The organism is Arthrobacter sp. YC-RL1, from assembly GCF_001454985.1.
Lineage (GTDB): Bacteria > Actinomycetota > Actinomycetes > Actinomycetales > Micrococcaceae > Glutamicibacter > Glutamicibacter soli.
On sequence record NZ_CP013297.1, the window covers coordinates 19,052 to 37,312 of the forward strand.

Genomic DNA, 18,261 nt, shown 5'->3' on the forward strand with positions numbered 1-18,261 from the left:
GGCCTGTGCCTTCCGCGCCCGGCAATCGGTCTACCAGATCACTACACGATCCTCCGGATCAAGCCACATGCCGTCCCCCGGCTTGGTCTCGAAGGCCTTGTGGAATGCGTCCAGGTTCTTCGGCACCTGGTTGCAGCGGAACTCCCCGGGCGCATGCGGATCGGTGGTCACCCGGATGACCGCGGTCTCCGGGCGGATCAGCGTGCGCCAGCACTCGGCCCACGAATAGAAGAAGCGCTGGTCGCCGGTGACGCCGTCGATGACCTCGTCCTCGACGATGCCGTTGGCGGCGAGCTCGAGCTTGTAGGCCTTGTAGGCGATGCCCAGCCCGCCCAGGTCGCCGATGTTCTCGCCCAGCGTCAGCGCGCCGTTGACCTGGTGGTCCGGGGCCTCGGTCGGGCTCAGCGCGTTGTACTGGTCAACCAGCTTGCCGGTGAGCTTCTCGAAGGCTGCACGGTCCTCGTCGGTCCACCAGTTGGTCAGCTGGCCGCTGCCGTCGTACTGCGAGCCCTGGTCGTCGAAGCCGTGCCCGATCTCGTGGCCGATCACCGCGCCGATGGCGCCGAAGTTGGAGGCGATGTCGCGGTCGACGTCGAAGAACGGCAGGCGCAGGATCGCGGCCGGGAAGGCGATCTCGTTCAGCAGCGGGTGGTAGTAGGCGTTGACGGTCTGCGGGTACATGAACCACAGCTCACGGTCCACCCCGTCGTCGATCTTCTTCAGCTCGCGCTTGAACTCGAATTCGTTGGCGGCTGCACGGTTGGCGATCACGTCCAGCTCGTCGGTCTGAATCGACGAGTAGTCGATCCACTGGTCCGGGTAGCCGATCTTCGGGCGGAACTTGGAGAGCTTGTCCAAAGCCTTCTGCACGGTGTCCGCGCCCATCCACGGCAGGTTGCTGATGGAGATCCGGTAGGCCTCGATCAGGCGCTGCACCAGCGCGTCCATGGCGGTCTTGGCCTCCGGCGGGAAGTTCCGGGCCACGTAGAGCTGGCCAAGGTCCTCGCCGACGGCGCCCTCGGTGAAGGCAACCCCGCGCTTCCAGCGGTCCTTGAGCTTCTCCACGCCGCCCAGCTTGGCCGAGTAGAAGGCGAAGTTCTCATTCACGAATGCGCTGGACAGGTACGGCGCGAACGAGCGCAGCACCTGCACGGTCAGCCAGTTCTTCCAGGCCTGAAGCGGCTGCTCCGCCAGCAGCCCCGAGAGCGCCTCGATGTAGCTCGGCTGCCAGACCACCACTTCGCCGAAGTACTTCTGATCGATGCCGGCGCCATCCAGCCAGGCGCGCAGGCCCGGCATGAGGCCGAACAGGTCTTCGCCGGTCAGCAGGTTGTAGCGGGCCTGCGCGTCGCGCACCTTGACCCGGTCCCAGTGGTGGGAGGCGATGGCGGTTTCCAGCTGCACCACGGATTCCGCGGCGGATTCGGCGTTCTCGATGCCTCCCAGGCCCAACAGGCGCGCAAGGTGCTCGCGGTAGTCCGCGACGGTCTGCGCGAACTGCTCCTCGCGGTAGTAGGACTCGTCCGGCAGGCCAAGCCCCGCCTGCAGGAAGGTCAGCAGGTTGCGGTCCGGGTCTCCGGCGTCGCTCATCGCGCCGATGTCGACGAAGCCGCTGATGCCCTTGCGGTAGAACGAGCCGGAGAGCTCGAGCAGTCCCTGGACGTCCTGGACCTGGGTGATGGCTTCCAGGTAGCTGGCCACCGGGGCCGCGCCGCGCTCCTCGATGATCTGCTCGTTCATGAAGGACCCGTAGAGGTGGGCGATGCGCCGGGTTGCGCCGTCGATCTCGGCACCGGACTGGTGCGCGGCGACCGCGTCTTCGATGATGGCGTGCACAGCGGCCTCGGCCTCGTCGCGCAGTTCCATGAAGGAGCCGTAAATGCCCTGGTCGCTGGGGATGGTCGCCGTCTCGAACCATTTGCCGTTGCTATGGCGGTACAGGTCGTCCTGCGGGCGAATGGCGTCGTCGCGGTACTTCAGGACATCAGGCAATTCGGTAGTCAAGGAGCTGCTCCTTCGTAGAAGATCGGGCTAAACCTATTACACACTGTAACCAGTTCTTCTGAAATAGGGTTCGGCTCCGGGAGTCCTCCACCCACGGCTTAAACAGCTGCTGCCCCGAACACCATGGTGTTCGGGGCAGCAGATACATGGGAAAGCCTGAAATCCGCAACAGTTCGCTGCGGTCAGCAGGCTTCGCGTGCCTAGAATCAGCTCCAGATATCATCGCCGCGCAGCGAGGCATCCGCGCCGCCGTCGATGTAGATGGTCTGGCCGGTGACGTGGGTGTTTTCCTCGCTGGTCAGCCAGAGCAGCAGCTTGGCGATGACAACCGCTTCCGAGTGGTAGTTCAGCGGCATTGGCACGTGGGCGTCAACGCCGGCACGGCCCTCTTCGGTCGAAAGCATCTCGCGCGTCATGTTGGTGATCACGGTGCCTGGCGCCACGGCGTTCAGCGGGATGCCGGCGCCGGCCCAGGCGGGGGTGATGCATTCGCGGCGGACCCAGCGGCTGAGGGCACGCTTGGACGACGGGTAGTTCAGGTAGCCAGTCCTCGGGCCCTGCTCTTCCAGGGACTTGCCGATGGCCAGTGCAGCGTCTTCGTCGCCCGACAGCAGGGCGTCGACAAGCTCGACCGAGTTCGGCTGCAGCGACGCCATCGAGGACACCACGGCAACGCGTGGGGCCTCGGACTGAGACAGTGCCGGCAGCAGTCCCTCGAGGTACTGGGTGACGCCGAAGAAGTTGACGGCAACGGTCAGCGCCTTGGGAGCGGAAATGCCAGCAGCTGCGATCACTGCGTCGATCTTGCCCTCGCTCAAGCGCAGCGTCTCTTCAATGGCAGCCTTGCGTCCCTCGGGGGTAGAGAGATCTGCGGTGATTTCAGCACCGCGAAGGTCCACGCCGATCACCTTCTGGCCGCGTTCGCGCAGAAGTTCTGCGGTTGCCATGCCGATTCCGGATCCTGCTCCAGTTACGATGTAAGTTCTCAAAACCTGAGTCCTCGATTCATCTCGATGTCTGTCGCTGAACCGCGGAAATGAGTTCGCGGTGAGCGCTTAAGAACAGGTTAGCGACAAAAAGGCGTTTAGCAGGAAATCAATCTTGGTCCGGAACTCCATTGTCTAAGTCAATTATCGGCCCGGAATCGGGGTTTTAAATAGCGGGAGGCCCCGACACATGACGTGTCAGGGCCTCCCGTTAACCACGTGCGGCCCCGGACTGACAAGTCCAGGACCACACGCACCAAGTTAAGTCCGGCGGTGACCTACTCTCCCACACCCTCACGAGTGCAGTACCATCGGCGCAATGGGCCTTAGCTTCCGGGTTCGGTATGGGACCGGGCGTTTCCCCCACGCTATGACCGCCGTAACAATCACGAAGCACACAAACCACTGGTAATCCGGTGGATTCGTCCTTGCAAAGTCTCTTACTTTTTGTGGTTCGAGGTTGTTGTCTCGTAACCGCATAGTGAACGCGAACAATCAGAAAAACGTATTTTGTTGACACACTGTTTTGATAGTGTGTTGTAAGCCATCGGCCTATTAGTACAGGTCAGCTACACAAGTCTTTGGTCCTTGCTTCCACATCCTGCCTATCAACCCAGTAATCTAGCTGGGGGCCTCACCCACACAAAGTGGATGGAAATCTCATCTCGAAGCAGGCTTCCCGCTTAGATGCTTTCAGCGGTTATCCCTTCCAAACGTAGCTAATCAGCGATGCACTTGGCAGTACAACTGACACACCAGAGGTTCGTCCGTCCCGGTCCTCTCGTACTAAGGACAGCCCTTCTCAAATTTCCAACGCGCGCAGCGGATAGGGACCGAACTGTCTCACGACGTTCTAAACCCAGCTCGCGTACCGCTTTAATGGGCGAACAGCCCAACCCTTGGGACCTACTCCAGCCCCAGGATGCGACGAGCCGACATCGAGGTGCCAAACCATGCCGTCGATATGGACTCTTGGGCAAGATCAGCCTGTTATCCCCGAGGTACCTTTTATCCGTTGAGCGACGGCCCTTCCACGAGGTGCCGCCGGATCACTAGTCCCGACTTTCGTCCCTGCTCGAGCTGTCACTCTCACAGTCAAGCTCCCTTGTGCACTTACACTCAACACCTGATTGCCAACCAGGCTGAGGGAACCTTTGGGCGCCTCCGTTACATTTTAGGAGGCAACCGCCCCAGTTAAACTACCCATCAGGCACTGTCCCTGAACCAGATCATGGTCCGAAGTTAGGTGACCGGTACAGCCAGAGTGGTATTTCAACGATGACTCCACCCGAACTAGCGTCCGAGCTTCACAGTCTCCCACCTATCCTACACAAGCTGCACCGAACACCAATACCAAACTATAGTAAAGGTCTCGGGGTCTTTCCGTCCTGCTGCGCGTAACGAGCATCTTTACTCGTACTGCAATTTCGCCGAGTTCATGGTTGAGACAGCGGGGAAGTCGTTACTCCATTCGTGCAGGTCGGAACTTACCCGACAAGGAATTTCGCTACCTTAGGATGGTTATAGTTACCACCGCCGTTTACTGGGGCTTAAATTCTCAGCTTCGCACACAAGTGTGCTAACCGGTCCTCTTAACCTTCCAGCACCGGGCAGGAGTCAGTCCGTATACATCGTCTTGCGACTTCGCACGGACCTGTGTTTTTAGTAAACAGTCGCTTCCCCCTGGTCTCTGCGGCCCACACCCGCATCCGGAGAGCAAGTCTCCATCACGGGGCAGGCCCCCCTTCTTCCGAAGTTACGGGGGCATTTTGCCGAGTTCCTTAACCATGATTCTCTCGATCGCCTTAGTATTCTCTACCTGATCACCTGTGTCGGTTTAGGGTACGGGCGGACTGGGACCTCGCGCCGATGCTTTTCTAGGCAGCATAGGATCACCGAATCACCCCACAAACGGGGCGCCTATCAGGTCTCAGAAACAATGAACAGCGGATTTGCCTACCGTTCTTCCTACACCCTTGGACCAGGTCAATTCCATTGCCTGGCTCGGCTACCTTCCTGCGTCACACCTGTTAATACGCTGACCTCACAACATCGGTTCCCACCACACCAACCAACAAGACACCTAAAAGGCATCAACGCTGGAATCCGTCATGGTTAGCATCCATTGCTCAGTATGGGCGGTCCTTCGCCGGTACGGGAATATCAACCCGTTGTCCATCGACTACGCCTGTCGGCCTCGCCTTAGGTCCCGACTAACCCAGGGCAGATTAGCTTGACCCTGGAACCCTTGATCATTCGGCGGACGGGTTTCTCACCCGTCATTCGCTACTCATGCCTGCATTCTCACTCGTGTGGCCTCCACCGCTGGTTTCCACCGCGACTTCACCGTCCACACGACGCTCCCCTACCCATCCAAACCACTGGACCACAAAGGCCAATGACATGTTTGAATGACGCAACTTCGGCGGTGTGCTTGAGCCCCGCTACATTATCGGCGCGGAATCACTTGACCAGTGAGCTATTACGCACTCTTTCAAGGGTGGCTGCTTCTAAGCCAACCTCCTGGTTGTCACAGCAACTCCACATCCTTTCCCACTTAGCACACGCTTAGGGGCCTTAGTTGGCGTTCTGGGCTGTTTCCCTCTCGACTATGAAGCTTATCCCCCACAGTCTCACTGCTGCGCTCTGACTTACCGGCATTCGGAGTTTGGCTAAGGTCAGTAACCTTGTAGGGCCCATCGCCTATCCAGTAGCTCTACCTCCAGCAAGAAACACGCAACGCTGCACCTAAATGCATTTCGGGGAGAACCAGCTATCACGAAGTTTGATTGGCCTTTCACCCCTACCCACAGCTCATCCCCTCCATTTTCAACTGAAGTGGGTTCGGTCCTCCACACGCTCTTACACGCGCTTCAACCTGGCCATGGGTAGATCACTTCGCTTCGGGTCTAGATCACGCCACTCACTCGCCCTATTCAGACTCGCTTTCGCTACGGCTTCCCCCCACGGGTTAACCTCGCGACGTAACACTAACTCGCAGGCTCATTCTTCAAAAGGCACGCCATCACAACCACAAGTGGCTGCTCTAACGGATTGTAAGCGCACGGTTTCAGGTACTATTTCACTCCCCTCCCGGGGTACTTTTCACCATTCCCTCACGGTACTGATTCACTATCGGTCATCAAGTAGTATTCAGGCTTACCAGGTGGTCCTGGCAGATTCACACAAGGTTTCACGGGCCCCGTGCTACTCGGGCATCCACACAAGAACGGCAGACACGCATTACACCTACGGGACTATCACCCTCTCTGGTCCGGCATTCCAACCGATTCACCTATACGCCTGCACCTCATCCCACCAGCGTAGATAGAACTGGTACATGTGGACCCCACAACCCCGATGATGCAACGCCTATCCGCTATCACACACCAACCGGTTTAGCCCCATCCGCGTTCGCTCGCCACTACTAACGGAATCACTATTGTTTTCTCTTCCTGCGGGTACTGAGATGTTTCACTTCCCCGCGTTCCCTCCACACAGCCTATACATTCAGCTGCAGGTCACACCACATAACATGGTGCGGGGTTCCCCCATTCGGAAATCCTGGCCTCAACGTCCGGTTATCGACTCCACCAGGCTTATCGCAGATTCCCACGTCCTTCATCGGCTCTTGATGCCAAGGCATCCACCGTGCGCCCTTAAAAACTTCAACACAAAACAAAGTTCTCAAAAATTGAGCTATAAAACAATCAACAAAATCACTACAAACAAGACTCAAACACCACACACACCCAGGACAGGCACGCACAGCTCATCTTGTCTGCAAGATGCTCGCGTTCACTATACAGTTCCCAAACAACAACCCCGCACCCCCAACCACAGCACCCCACACACCAGCCCCAAAAGGACCAGCCAGGACACCATGCCAGCAGACACAGGACAAACACCGAAACACCAAGCACCCAACCCACCAAACCCCACAAAGGGACCAGGCGGCCAGGAGGCTTGTTGCCTCAAAACCCAACAGTGCACCAAACATTATCTATCGCATCACACGACCCATGCGCCCTTCCAACACCACCAACCCCACAAGAGGGCCGGCACTGCGTACTAAACCACACACGCCACACAACACAAACCATGCCAACACCCGAACCCCCGAAAACAACCACACGATCGCCCTCGAAAACCCGTTTCCCGGTGTTGAGTTCATTGACATTCCACCCTCGAGCAACCCACCTGCACCACACTCGGGCACAGACATGGGCAACCAAAACTGGTTAGCTCCTTAGAAAGGAGGTGATCCAGCCGCACCTTCCGGTACGGCTACCTTGTTACGACTTAGTCCCAATCGCCAGTCCCACCTTCGACGACTCCCCCCACACAAGGTGGTTAGGCCATCGGCTTCGGGTGTTACCAACTTTCGTGACTTGACGGGCGGTGTGTACAAGGCCCGGGAACGTATTCACCGCAGCGTTGCTGATCTGCGATTACTAGCGACTCCGACTTCATGGGGTCGAGTTGCAGACCCCAATCCGAACTGAGACCGGCTTTTAGGGATTAGCTCCACCTCACAGTATCGCAACCCATTGTACCGGCCATTGTAGCATGCGTGAAGCCCAAGACATAAGGGGCATGATGATTTGACGTCATCCCCACCTTCCTCCGAGTTGACCCCGGCAGTCTCCCATGAGTCCCCGGCATAACCCGCTGGCAACATGGAACGAGGGTTGCGCTCGTTGCGGGACTTAACCCAACATCTCACGACACGAGCTGACGACAACCATGCACCACCTGTGAACCAGCCCCGAAGGGAAACCCCATCTCTGAGGCGATCTGGAACATGTCAAGCCTTGGTAAGGTTCTTCGCGTTGCATCGAATTAATCCGCATGCTCCGCCGCTTGTGCGGGCCCCCGTCAATTCCTTTGAGTTTTAGCCTTGCGGCCGTACTCCCCAGGCGGGGCACTTAATGCGTTAGCTACGGCGCGGAAAACGTGGAATGTCCCCCACACCTAGTGCCCAACGTTTACGGCATGGACTACCAGGGTATCTAATCCTGTTCGCTCCCCATGCTTTCGCTCCTCAGCGTCAGTAAATGCCCAGAGACCTGCCTTCGCCATCGGTGTTCCTCCTGATATCTGCGCATTTCACCGCTACACCAGGAATTCCAGTCTCCCCTACATCACTCTAGTCTGCCCGTACCCACCGCAGATCCGAGGTTGAGCCTCGGACTTTCACGATAGACGCGACAAACCGCCTACGAGCTCTTTACGCCCAATAAATCCGGATAACGCTTGCACCCTACGTATTACCGCGGCTGCTGGCACGTAGTTAGCCGGCGCTTCTTCTGCAGGTACCGTCACTTTCGCTTCTTCCCTACTGAAAGAGGTTTACAACCCGAAGGCCGTCATCCCTCACGCGGCGTCGCTGCATCAGGCTTGCGCCCATTGTGCAATATTCCCCACTGCTGCCTCCCGTAGGAGTCTGGGCCGTGTCTCAGTCCCAGTGTGGCCGGTCACCCTCTCAGGCCGGCTACCCGTCGTCGCCTTGGTGAGCCATTACCTCACCAACAAGCTGATAGGCCGCGAGTCCATCCCCAACCGATAAATCTTTCCACCCTCAACCATGCGGTCAAAAGTCATATCCGGTATTAGACCCAGTTTCCCGGGCTTATCCCAGAGTCAGGGGCAGGTTACTCACGTGTTACTCACCCGTTCGCCACTAATCCACCCAGCAAGCTGGGCTTCATCGTTCGACTTGCATGTGTTAAGCACGCCGCCAGCGTTCATCCTGAGCCAGGATCAAACTCTCCATAAAAAACAAAAAGCCACCACAACCCCACCGGAAAAAGACGGAGCCACACGTGGTGATGAAATCCTGGCGAATAAAAACACTCGGAACAACACACGGGGGTGCATCATCCCAAGCAAAATGTTTCGTATTCACCAAACAAAAAATAATTTGGTATCAACAAACTTGGCACACTATTGAGTTCTCAAACAACAAACACTTACCGGTTCTCCGCCACCCCTATTCCAGGAGGCGATATCGTCCAGCGTTATATTCATATTCTATAATCATTGAATTCTGAAAGTCAAATCGATTCTTTGTGATTTGAACCAGTATTCTTTGATTCCCATTCAATTCCAGCTTATCCACACATGGTGTGGAAAACCTTGATTTTCCGGGGTTTTCGCCGCCTCGTCCTGGTCGGTTGGTGTTCCGTCCGGCTCGTGGCGACAAGGAAAAACTATACACGGGTTGTCGGGGGTCTGCAAATCGGCGGGGTGCTGCGGGGCGGTGAGCGTGGACACATAAAAACGAGGCCATTTCTGGATCCCGATAATCGATGTTTTTTGTATGCCCATAGGCGCAGGAAGCAATAACGAGCCCAGTCGACTGATGGGCAGCAATCTACAGTGTGGATTCCGCCCGACCCCGGGCCGGCCCTTTCACGCTCCTGGAATCACCTTCCGGAAACTTGCGAAACGTCCTTGCCGGCGAAGGCCCATAAGACTCCCACCCCGTGCACGACAGCCTGCTGCATCTGGGGAGCCTGTATTAAGATCCCTGCTTCCAATGATTTTGATGGGGCACTCTTAGGCAGTCTCAATATTGCACCAGTACTTCGCCGCGCTCTGCCCAAACTTCAGTCACGGTGCAGAGCTCATGATCGTTCTTCCAAACGACCTTGCCAATTCTGCGCAGTTGCAATATCTCGTAGTACATCGGTTCTGCTGGCACCGGCATTCTGGCAACCCGCCAACACCTGTGAGCGCCCGGCAGCATCTATTGATCGGGTTGCTTCCGCCGCGGTTCGAAGTCAAGAGCCTCCGGTTGCCGGAGCTGCAGTTACCCGCAGGGAACCACGACTGGCTCACTCGAACGTACTTTCGATCCGTCTACTTGCAAAGGTATGGTTGGCAAGACGGAGTATGGCATGTGGCTGGAAGCGAAGCGTGCGGGCCTGCTGTGCTTCCGATAGCCGGCGCTGCCCATCGGGGCGAAAGGCTTCTAGAACCTCTGTTGCCCGTTCAGCGCCAGCTTCAGACCAAGGCGCGTAAATTAGTCTCGGCCCTACCATAGGTAGAACGCCGTGGCCTTCTGGGCAACATGCTGGACGATTTCCCCTGCAGTTTGCAGATATTCACACCGATAAGAGGTCTTTGACCGTTGCCTGCCCTCAGGCCAGCAGATCTGCCGTGATGCGGGTTCGATAGTAATGCATGAGCGAAAGAGTGTGCTAGCTCGGCGAAGGCAACGTATGGCGTGAACCTGGATTCCCGGCCAACAACAGGTGTGCATGCAAACTAGTGTTCGCCAACGCTCGATCATTCAGTTTTGTGGACACCACTCGTCCAAGGAACGCCAGTATGGGGCGAGCAACCGTTCCGCCTTCGCGCCACAGCAGGATCAACGATGAAACTGGCTACCTCTGCCCAAGACTGCTCGTTTGGCTACGAACGAGCCAAGAGAACTAGCGCCCGAAGAAGATTTCCCGAGAATAGCACCGAGCATGTAACGACTGATGCTTCAGCTGACTGCTAGCCGGCGAAAACGCAGCTCCCTTTGTGTCCCGCGTAGAGGAGATCCACTGAAAGGAAGCGCGCTCAGGTCGATGCTGTTCGCTGCCCTCAGGGCCAGCTAGTTTGCGGAAGCTGCGGCTTTATCGGTCAGGCCGAGTACCCGCGCAAACTCTTCCCAGTGCTTACGGCGGAGGTTCTTTGTCTTGCCCGCAACCGTGAGGGCCAATGTATCGTCGCCATAGATTAAAGTGCACGGAACATCGTAAATTGGTGCAATCGCGAAGCGTCCGTCTTGGCCAGCCAGCATGGATACGTTCTTTCCATGTAAGTCACCGTTGCCACTGAGCCATGCGAAGAGAAACTGAATGTAGAGGTTCCTCTTGGCAAGGAGTCGAGCGTGCCAATTCCGAGCCAGGGCTTCGGATACTTCCTCGGAGGTTACCAAGTACTTCGCGCTCGGTGGAGGGTTCAGCACCTGCGTAGCGTCATCCAATGCCAACTTCTTCGATCCAGATACACCAGCTCTGTACACTCTGCCGAAACGTTCAACCAGCAGTCCTCCAAGTTGATGCGCGTCATGGACCAGCTTGCTCTTCACGACAGGGAGTTTCAGAAACCTTGCTGCAGCGAGAGGTGCTGCTTCATTTACGATGAGATGTGGATGATCGCGTGGATCCAATTTGAGCATGTATGCATTCCCAGCCAATGACATCGGCGTAGTAAGCATCGTGGCGCTGATCTTTTCCTGAACCCCAGGAATTGAGTGCAGATCAAGCGACTTCGCCAAGGCTGTGAAGTCCAGTTCAGAAGGTTTCAAAAATTCTGCAAGTGCCGGCGGTTGCGTCAGCGCTGTTCCGGCAGGGACGATGCTGACGTTGCCCGGTGTATCCGCCCCTACGATCATGAGCAGTGTCAGCTCGTCTGACATGCTCGTCTTAGCCGCATGCTTCAGCACTGTGAGCCTGTGACCCTCAGGAAGCATCCCTGAGAAGAAGGAGGGAAGGGCACCCCGTGCGCCGGTATACGGCCCTTCGCGGGTCGGCAAAGAGGATGCAATGCGCGGTGCACCCGAAGCCAAATATGAGTCGGAGTAGGAGAACACCACGCTGCCGTCTTGACGTCGAACTAGCTTCCCGGCAATACATCCTCGTAGTAGACATCCGCCTCTTGTACTTGTTTGAGATCCTGAAGTTCGTAGGTCACTTCTCCACCATGAGCTTTATTCCCAATACGGATGCAGTTGAAACAACGGCGCTAAAAGATGGGTTGCCCTGCCCACTTTCCATCGATCTCAATGTTCGTTCAGAGATTCCCGCCAGGTCGGCAAGCTGTTCCTGAGTAAGGCCGTTCTCCTTACGCACTGATTGAATCACTGCGCCGATCTCCGACAATGAACTCATGAGAATCTCCAGACCGGCAGAATATCGCCGTAAGTAGCAGTCTAATCATCATAGCCTCAAGAGGTAAACAATTCGGTAGAATACTGCCGAATTAGCATCGCCAACTCAAGGTTCATAGATTTCGACTAGCTAATCAGCAGAATACTGCCAACATAAGCTCCGCAGCTTGAGGGGCCGAGTCCCGGTATTGGACAACTCGACACAGAGCACTAAAAGTTAACCTTGCAGCTGAACTCCGCTTAAACAGGAAAACGGGGGAACTTCTGCTCCCCCACTACCAAACTGCCTTGCCCCACGCCATCCCCACGGGGCCGGCCGCAGGACAGCACCCCAAACCGCCCAGAAGGCACCGCGCCGCCACCGAAAACCCCCGCTTAAACAACAAAACGGGGGAGCCACCGCTCCCCCACCGCACCAGCCACCCAGCCAGGCCGTCCCGGCCAGGTGGATCCACCGGTTAAACAGCAGAAGGCCCCAACACTGTTGGAGCCTCCCACCACAAGTTAAGTCCGGCGGTGACCTACTCTCCCACACCCTCACGAGTGCAGTACCATCGGCGCAATGGGCCTTAGCTTCCGGGTTCGGTATGGGACCGGGCGTTTCCCCCACGCTATGACCGCCGTAACAATCACGAAGCACACAAACCACTGGTAATCCGGTGGATTCGTCCTTGCAAAGTCTCTTACTTTTTGTGGTTCGAGGTTGTTGTCTCGTAACCGCATAGTGAACGCGAACAATCAGAAAAACGTATTTTGTTGACACACTGTTTTGATAGTGTGTTGTAAGCCATCGGCCTATTAGTACAGGTCAGCTACACAAGTCTTTGGTCCTTGCTTCCACATCCTGCCTATCAACCCAGTAATCTAGCTGGGGGCCTCACCCACACAAAGTGGATGGAAATCTCATCTCGAAGCAGGCTTCCCGCTTAGATGCTTTCAGCGGTTATCCCTTCCAAACGTAGCTAATCAGCGATGCACTTGGCAGTACAACTGACACACCAGAGGTTCGTCCGTCCCGGTCCTCTCGTACTAAGGACAGCCCTTCTCAAATTTCCAACGCGCGCAGCGGATAGGGACCGAACTGTCTCACGACGTTCTAAACCCAGCTCGCGTACCGCTTTAATGGGCGAACAGCCCAACCCTTGGGACCTACTCCAGCCCCAGGATGCGACGAGCCGACATCGAGGTGCCAAACCATGCCGTCGATATGGACTCTTGGGCAAGATCAGCCTGTTATCCCCGAGGTACCTTTTATCCGTTGAGCGACGGCCCTTCCACGAGGTGCCGCCGGATCACTAGTCCCGACTTTCGTCCCTGCTCGAGCTGTCACTCTCACAGTCAAGCTCCCTTGTGCACTTACACTCAACACCTGATTGCCAACCAGGCTGAGGGAACCTTTGGGCGCCTCCGTTACATTTTAGGAGGCAACCGCCCCAGTTAAACTACCCATCAGGCACTGTCCCTGAACCAGATCATGGTCCGAAGTTAGGTGACCGGTACAGCCAGAGTGGTATTTCAACGATGACTCCACCCGAACTAGCGTCCGAGCTTCACAGTCTCCCACCTATCCTACACAAGCTGCACCGAACACCAATACCAAACTATAGTAAAGGTCTCGGGGTCTTTCCGTCCTGCTGCGCGTAACGAGCATCTTTACTCGTACTGCAATTTCGCCGAGTTCATGGTTGAGACAGCGGGGAAGTCGTTACTCCATTCGTGCAGGTCGGAACTTACCCGACAAGGAATTTCGCTACCTTAGGATGGTTATAGTTACCACCGCCGTTTACTGGGGCTTAAATTCTCAGCTTCGCACACAAGTGTGCTAACCGGTCCTCTTAACCTTCCAGCACCGGGCAGGAGTCAGTCCGTATACATCGTCTTGCGACTTCGCACGGACCTGTGTTTTTAGTAAACAGTCGCTTCCCCCTGGTCTCTGCGGCCCACACCCGCATCCGGAGAGCAAGTCTCCATCACGGGGCAGGCCCCCCTTCTTCCGAAGTTACGGGGGCATTTTGCCGAGTTCCTTAACCATGATTCTCTCGATCGCCTTAGTATTCTCTACCTGATCACCTGTGTCGGTTTAGGGTACGGGCGGACTGGGACCTCGCGCCGATGCTTTTCTAGGCAGCATAGGATCACCGAATCACCCCACAAACGGGGCGCCTATCAGGTCTCAGAAACAATGAACAGCGGATTTGCCTACCGTTCTTCCTACACCCTTGGACCAGGTCAATTCCATTGCCTGGCTCGGCTACCTTCCTGCGTCACACCTGTTAATACGCTGACCTCACAACATCGGTTCCCACCACACCAACCAACAAGACACCTAAAAGGCATCAACGCTGGAATCCGTCATGGTTAGCATCCATTGCTCAGTATGGGCGGTCCTTCGCCGGTACGGGAATATCAACCCGTTGTCCATCGACTACGCCTGTCGGCCTCGCCTTAGGTCCCGACTAACCCAGGGCAGATTAGCTTGACCCTGGAACCCTTGATCATTCGGCGGACGGGTTTCTCACCCGTCATTCGCTACTCATGCCTGCATTCTCACTCGTGTGGCCTCCACCGCTGGTTTCCACCGCGACTTCACCGTCCACACGACGCTCCCCTACCCATCCAAACCACTGGACCACAAAGGCCAATGACATGTTTGAATGACGCAACTTCGGCGGTGTGCTTGAGCCCCGCTACATTATCGGCGCGGAATCACTTGACCAGTGAGCTATTACGCACTCTTTCAAGGGTGGCTGCTTCTAAGCCAACCTCCTGGTTGTCACAGCAACTCCACATCCTTTCCCACTTAGCACACGCTTAGGGGCCTTAGTTGGCGTTCTGGGCTGTTTCCCTCTCGACTATGAAGCTTATCCCCCACAGTCTCACTGCTGCGCTCTGACTTACCGGCATTCGGAGTTTGGCTAAGGTCAGTAACCTTGTAGGGCCCATCGCCTATCCAGTAGCTCTACCTCCAGCAAGAAACACGCAACGCTGCACCTAAATGCATTTCGGGGAGAACCAGCTATCACGAAGTTTGATTGGCCTTTCACCCCTACCCACAGCTCATCCCCTCCATTTTCAACTGAAGTGGGTTCGGTCCTCCACACGCTCTTACACGCGCTTCAACCTGGCCATGGGTAGATCACTTCGCTTCGGGTCTAGATCACGCCACTCACTCGCCCTATTCAGACTCGCTTTCGCTACGGCTTCCCCCCACGGGTTAACCTCGCGACGTAACACTAACTCGCAGGCTCATTCTTCAAAAGGCACGCCATCACAACCACAAGTGGCTGCTCTAACGGATTGTAAGCGCACGGTTTCAGGTACTATTTCACTCCCCTCCCGGGGTACTTTTCACCATTCCCTCACGGTACTGATTCACTATCGGTCATCAAGTAGTATTCAGGCTTACCAGGTGGTCCTGGCAGATTCACACAAGGTTTCACGGGCCCCGTGCTACTCGGGCATCCACACAAGAACGGCAGACACGCATTACACCTACGGGACTATCACCCTCTCTGGTCCGGCATTCCAACCGATTCACCTATACGCCTGCACCTCATCCCACCAGCGTAGATAGAACTGGTACATGTGGACCCCACAACCCCGATGATGCAACGCCTATCCGCTATCACACACCAACCGGTTTAGCCCCATCCGCGTTCGCTCGCCACTACTAACGGAATCACTATTGTTTTCTCTTCCTGCGGGTACTGAGATGTTTCACTTCCCCGCGTTCCCTCCACACAGCCTATACATTCAGCTGCAGGTCACACCACATAACATGGTGCGGGGTTCCCCCATTCGGAAATCCTGGCCTCAACGTCCGGTTATCGACTCCACCAGGCTTATCGCAGATTCCCACGTCCTTCATCGGCTCTTGATGCCAAGGCATCCACCGTGCGCCCTTAAAAACTTCAACACAAAACAAAGTTCTCAAAAATTGAGCTATAAAACAATCAACAAAATCACTACAAACAAGACTCAAACACCACACACACCCAGGACAGGCACGCACAGCTCATCTTGTCTGCAAGATGCTCGCGTTCACTATACAGTTCCCAAACAACAACCCCGCACCCCCAACCACAGCACCCCACACACCAGCCCCAAAAGGACCAGCCAGGACACCATGCCAGCAGACACAGGACAAACACCGAAACACCAAGCACCCAACCCACCAAACCCCACAAAGGGACCAGGCGGCCAGGAGGCTTGTTGCCTCAAAACCCAACAGTGCACCAAACATTATCTATCGCATCACACGACCCATGCGCCCTTCCAACACCACCAACCCCACAAGAGGGCCGGCACTGCGTACTAAACCACACACGCCACACAACACAAACCATGCCAACACCCGAACCCCCGAAAACAACCACACGATCGCCCTCGAAAACCCGTTTCCCGGTGTTGAGTTCATTGACATTCCACCCTCGAGCAACCCACCTGCACCACACTCGGGCACAGACATGGGCAACCAAAACTGGTTAGCTCCTTAGAAAGGAGGTGATCCAGCCGCACCTTCCGGTACGGCTACCTTGTTACGACTTAGTCCCAATCGCCAGTCCCACCTTCGACGACTCCCCCCACACAAGGTGGTTAGGCCATCGGCTTCGGGTGTTACCAACTTTCGTGACTTGACGGGCGGTGTGTACAAGGCCCGGGAACGTATTCACCGCAGCGTTGCTGATCTGCGATTACTAGCGACTCCGACTTCATGGGGTCGAGTTGCAGACCCCAATCCGAACTGAGACCGGCTTTTAGGGATTAGCTCCACCTCACAGTATCGCAACCCATTGTACCGGCCATTGTAGCATGCGTGAAGCCCAAGACATAAGGGGCATGATGATTTGACGTCATCCCCACCTTCCTCCGAGTTGACCCCGGCAGTCTCCCATGAGTCCCCGGCATAACCCGCTGGCAACATGGAACGAGGGTTGCGCTCGTTGCGGGACTTAACCCAACATCTCACGACACGAGCTGACGACAACCATGCACCACCTGTGAACCAGCCCCGAAGGGAAACCCCATCTCTGAGGCGATCTGGAACATGTCAAGCCTTGGTAAGGTTCTTCGCGTTGCATCGAATTAATCCGCATGCTCCGCCGCTTGTGCGGGCCCCCGTCAATTCCTTTGAGTTTTAGCCTTGCGGCCGTACTCCCCAGGCGGGGCACTTAATGCGTTAGCTACGGCGCGGAAAACGTGGAATGTCCCCCACACCTAGTGCCCAACGTTTACGGCATGGACTACCAGGGTATCTAATCCTGTTCGCTCCCCATGCTTTCGCTCCTCAGCGTCAGTAAATGCCCAGAGACCTGCCTTCGCCATCGGTGTTCCTCCTGATATCTGCGCATTTCACCGCTACACCAGGAATTCCAGTCTCCCCTACATCACTCTAGTCTGCCCGTACCCACCGCAGATCCGAGGTTGAGCCTCGGACTTTCACGATAGACGCGACAAACCGCCTACGAGCTCTTTACGCCCAATAAATCCGGATAACGCTTGCACCCTACGTATTACCGCGGCTGCTGGCACGTAGTTAGCCGGCGCTTCTTCTGCAGGTACCGTCACTTTCGCTTCTTCCCTACTGAAAGAGGTTTACAACCCGAAGGCCGTCATCCCTCACGCGGCGTCGCTGCATCAGGCTTGCGCCCATTGTGCAATATTCCCCACTGCTGCCTCCCGTAGGAGTCTGGGCCGTGTCTCAGTCCCAGTGTGGCCGGTCACCCTCTCAGGCCGGCTACCCGTCGTCGCCTTGGTGAGCCATTACCTCACCAACAAGCTGATAGGCCGCGAGTCCATCCCCAACCGATAAATCTTTCCACCCTCAACCATGCGGTCAAAAGTCATATCCGGTATTAGACCCAGTTTCCCGGGCTTATCCCAGAGTCAGGGGCAGGTTACTCACGTGTTACTCACCCGTTCGCCACTAATCCACCCAGCAAGCTGGGCTTCATCGTTCGACTTGCATGTGTTAAGCACGCCGCCAGCGTTCATCCTGAGCCAGGATCAAACTCTCCATAAAAAACAAAAAGCCACCACAACCCCACCGGAAAAAGACGGAGCCACACGTGGTGATGAAATCCTGGCGAATAAAAACACTCGGAACAACACACGGGGGTGCATCATCCCAAGCAAAATGTTTCGTATTCACCAAACAAAAAATAATTTGGTATCAACAAACTTGGCACACTATTGAGTTCTCAAACAACAAACACTCTCGACACCGCATCCCGAACCCGAAGGGTTCGAGCTGCTTCGCTCCGGAGCAACTTTTCAAGCTTACCAGACTTCGTGAGCCGATCAAAATCGATCGAAATCTTCAAGTGAAAAGTGATTGGCCACCGCGTGAACAGCTCGTGTATTTCGGGCTGTTTCCCTTGCGGC

Annotated in this window: 4 protein-coding genes and 6 rRNA genes; all 10 read right to left on the reverse strand. The window is 56.1% G+C overall.

Annotated elements, in window-relative coordinates:
• Nucleotides 1-30: 30 nt before the first annotated feature.
• A complete protein-coding gene (locus ATC04_RS00145; protein WP_082123729.1) occupies nt 31-2,004 on the reverse strand; it encodes a M13-type metalloendopeptidase in 1,974 nt (657 codons plus the stop codon).
• A gap of 206 nt (nt 2,005-2,210) precedes the next feature.
• On the reverse strand, nt 2,211-2,993 hold the full coding sequence (locus ATC04_RS00150) for an SDR family oxidoreductase (RefSeq protein ID WP_082123728.1): 783 nt from the start codon (nt 2,991-2,993) through the stop codon (nt 2,211-2,213).
• Nucleotides 2,994-3,255: 262 nt separating this feature from the next.
• A 5S ribosomal RNA gene (gene rrf, locus ATC04_RS00155) occupies nt 3,256-3,372 on the reverse strand.
• A gap of 152 nt (nt 3,373-3,524) precedes the next feature.
• Nucleotides 3,525-6,663: ribosomal RNA gene (locus ATC04_RS00160) — 23S ribosomal RNA — on the reverse strand.
• Between the two features lie 580 nt (nt 6,664-7,243).
• Nucleotides 7,244-8,769, reverse strand: a 16S ribosomal RNA gene (locus tag ATC04_RS00165).
• The 16S, 23S and 5S rRNA genes sit together here, the layout of an rRNA operon.
• 1,827 nt (nt 8,770-10,596) lie before the next feature.
• On the reverse strand, nt 10,597-11,583 hold the full coding sequence (locus ATC04_RS00170; protein WP_353611640.1) for a HipA domain-containing protein: 987 nt from the start codon (nt 11,581-11,583) through the stop codon (nt 10,597-10,599).
• A 94-nt stretch (nt 11,584-11,677) separates the two neighbouring features.
• Nucleotides 11,678-11,878, reverse strand: coding sequence for a helix-turn-helix domain-containing protein (locus ATC04_RS00175; RefSeq protein WP_047117849.1), 201 nt, complete (start codon nt 11,876-11,878; stop codon nt 11,678-11,680).
• 507 nt (nt 11,879-12,385) lie between these two features.
• A 5S ribosomal RNA gene (gene rrf / locus ATC04_RS00180) occupies nt 12,386-12,502 on the reverse strand.
• Between the two features lie 152 nt (nt 12,503-12,654).
• A 23S ribosomal RNA gene (locus ATC04_RS00185) occupies nt 12,655-15,793 on the reverse strand.
• Between the two features lie 580 nt (nt 15,794-16,373).
• Nucleotides 16,374-17,899: ribosomal RNA gene (locus ATC04_RS00190) — 16S ribosomal RNA — on the reverse strand.
• Nucleotides 17,900-18,261 lie beyond the last annotated feature (362 nt).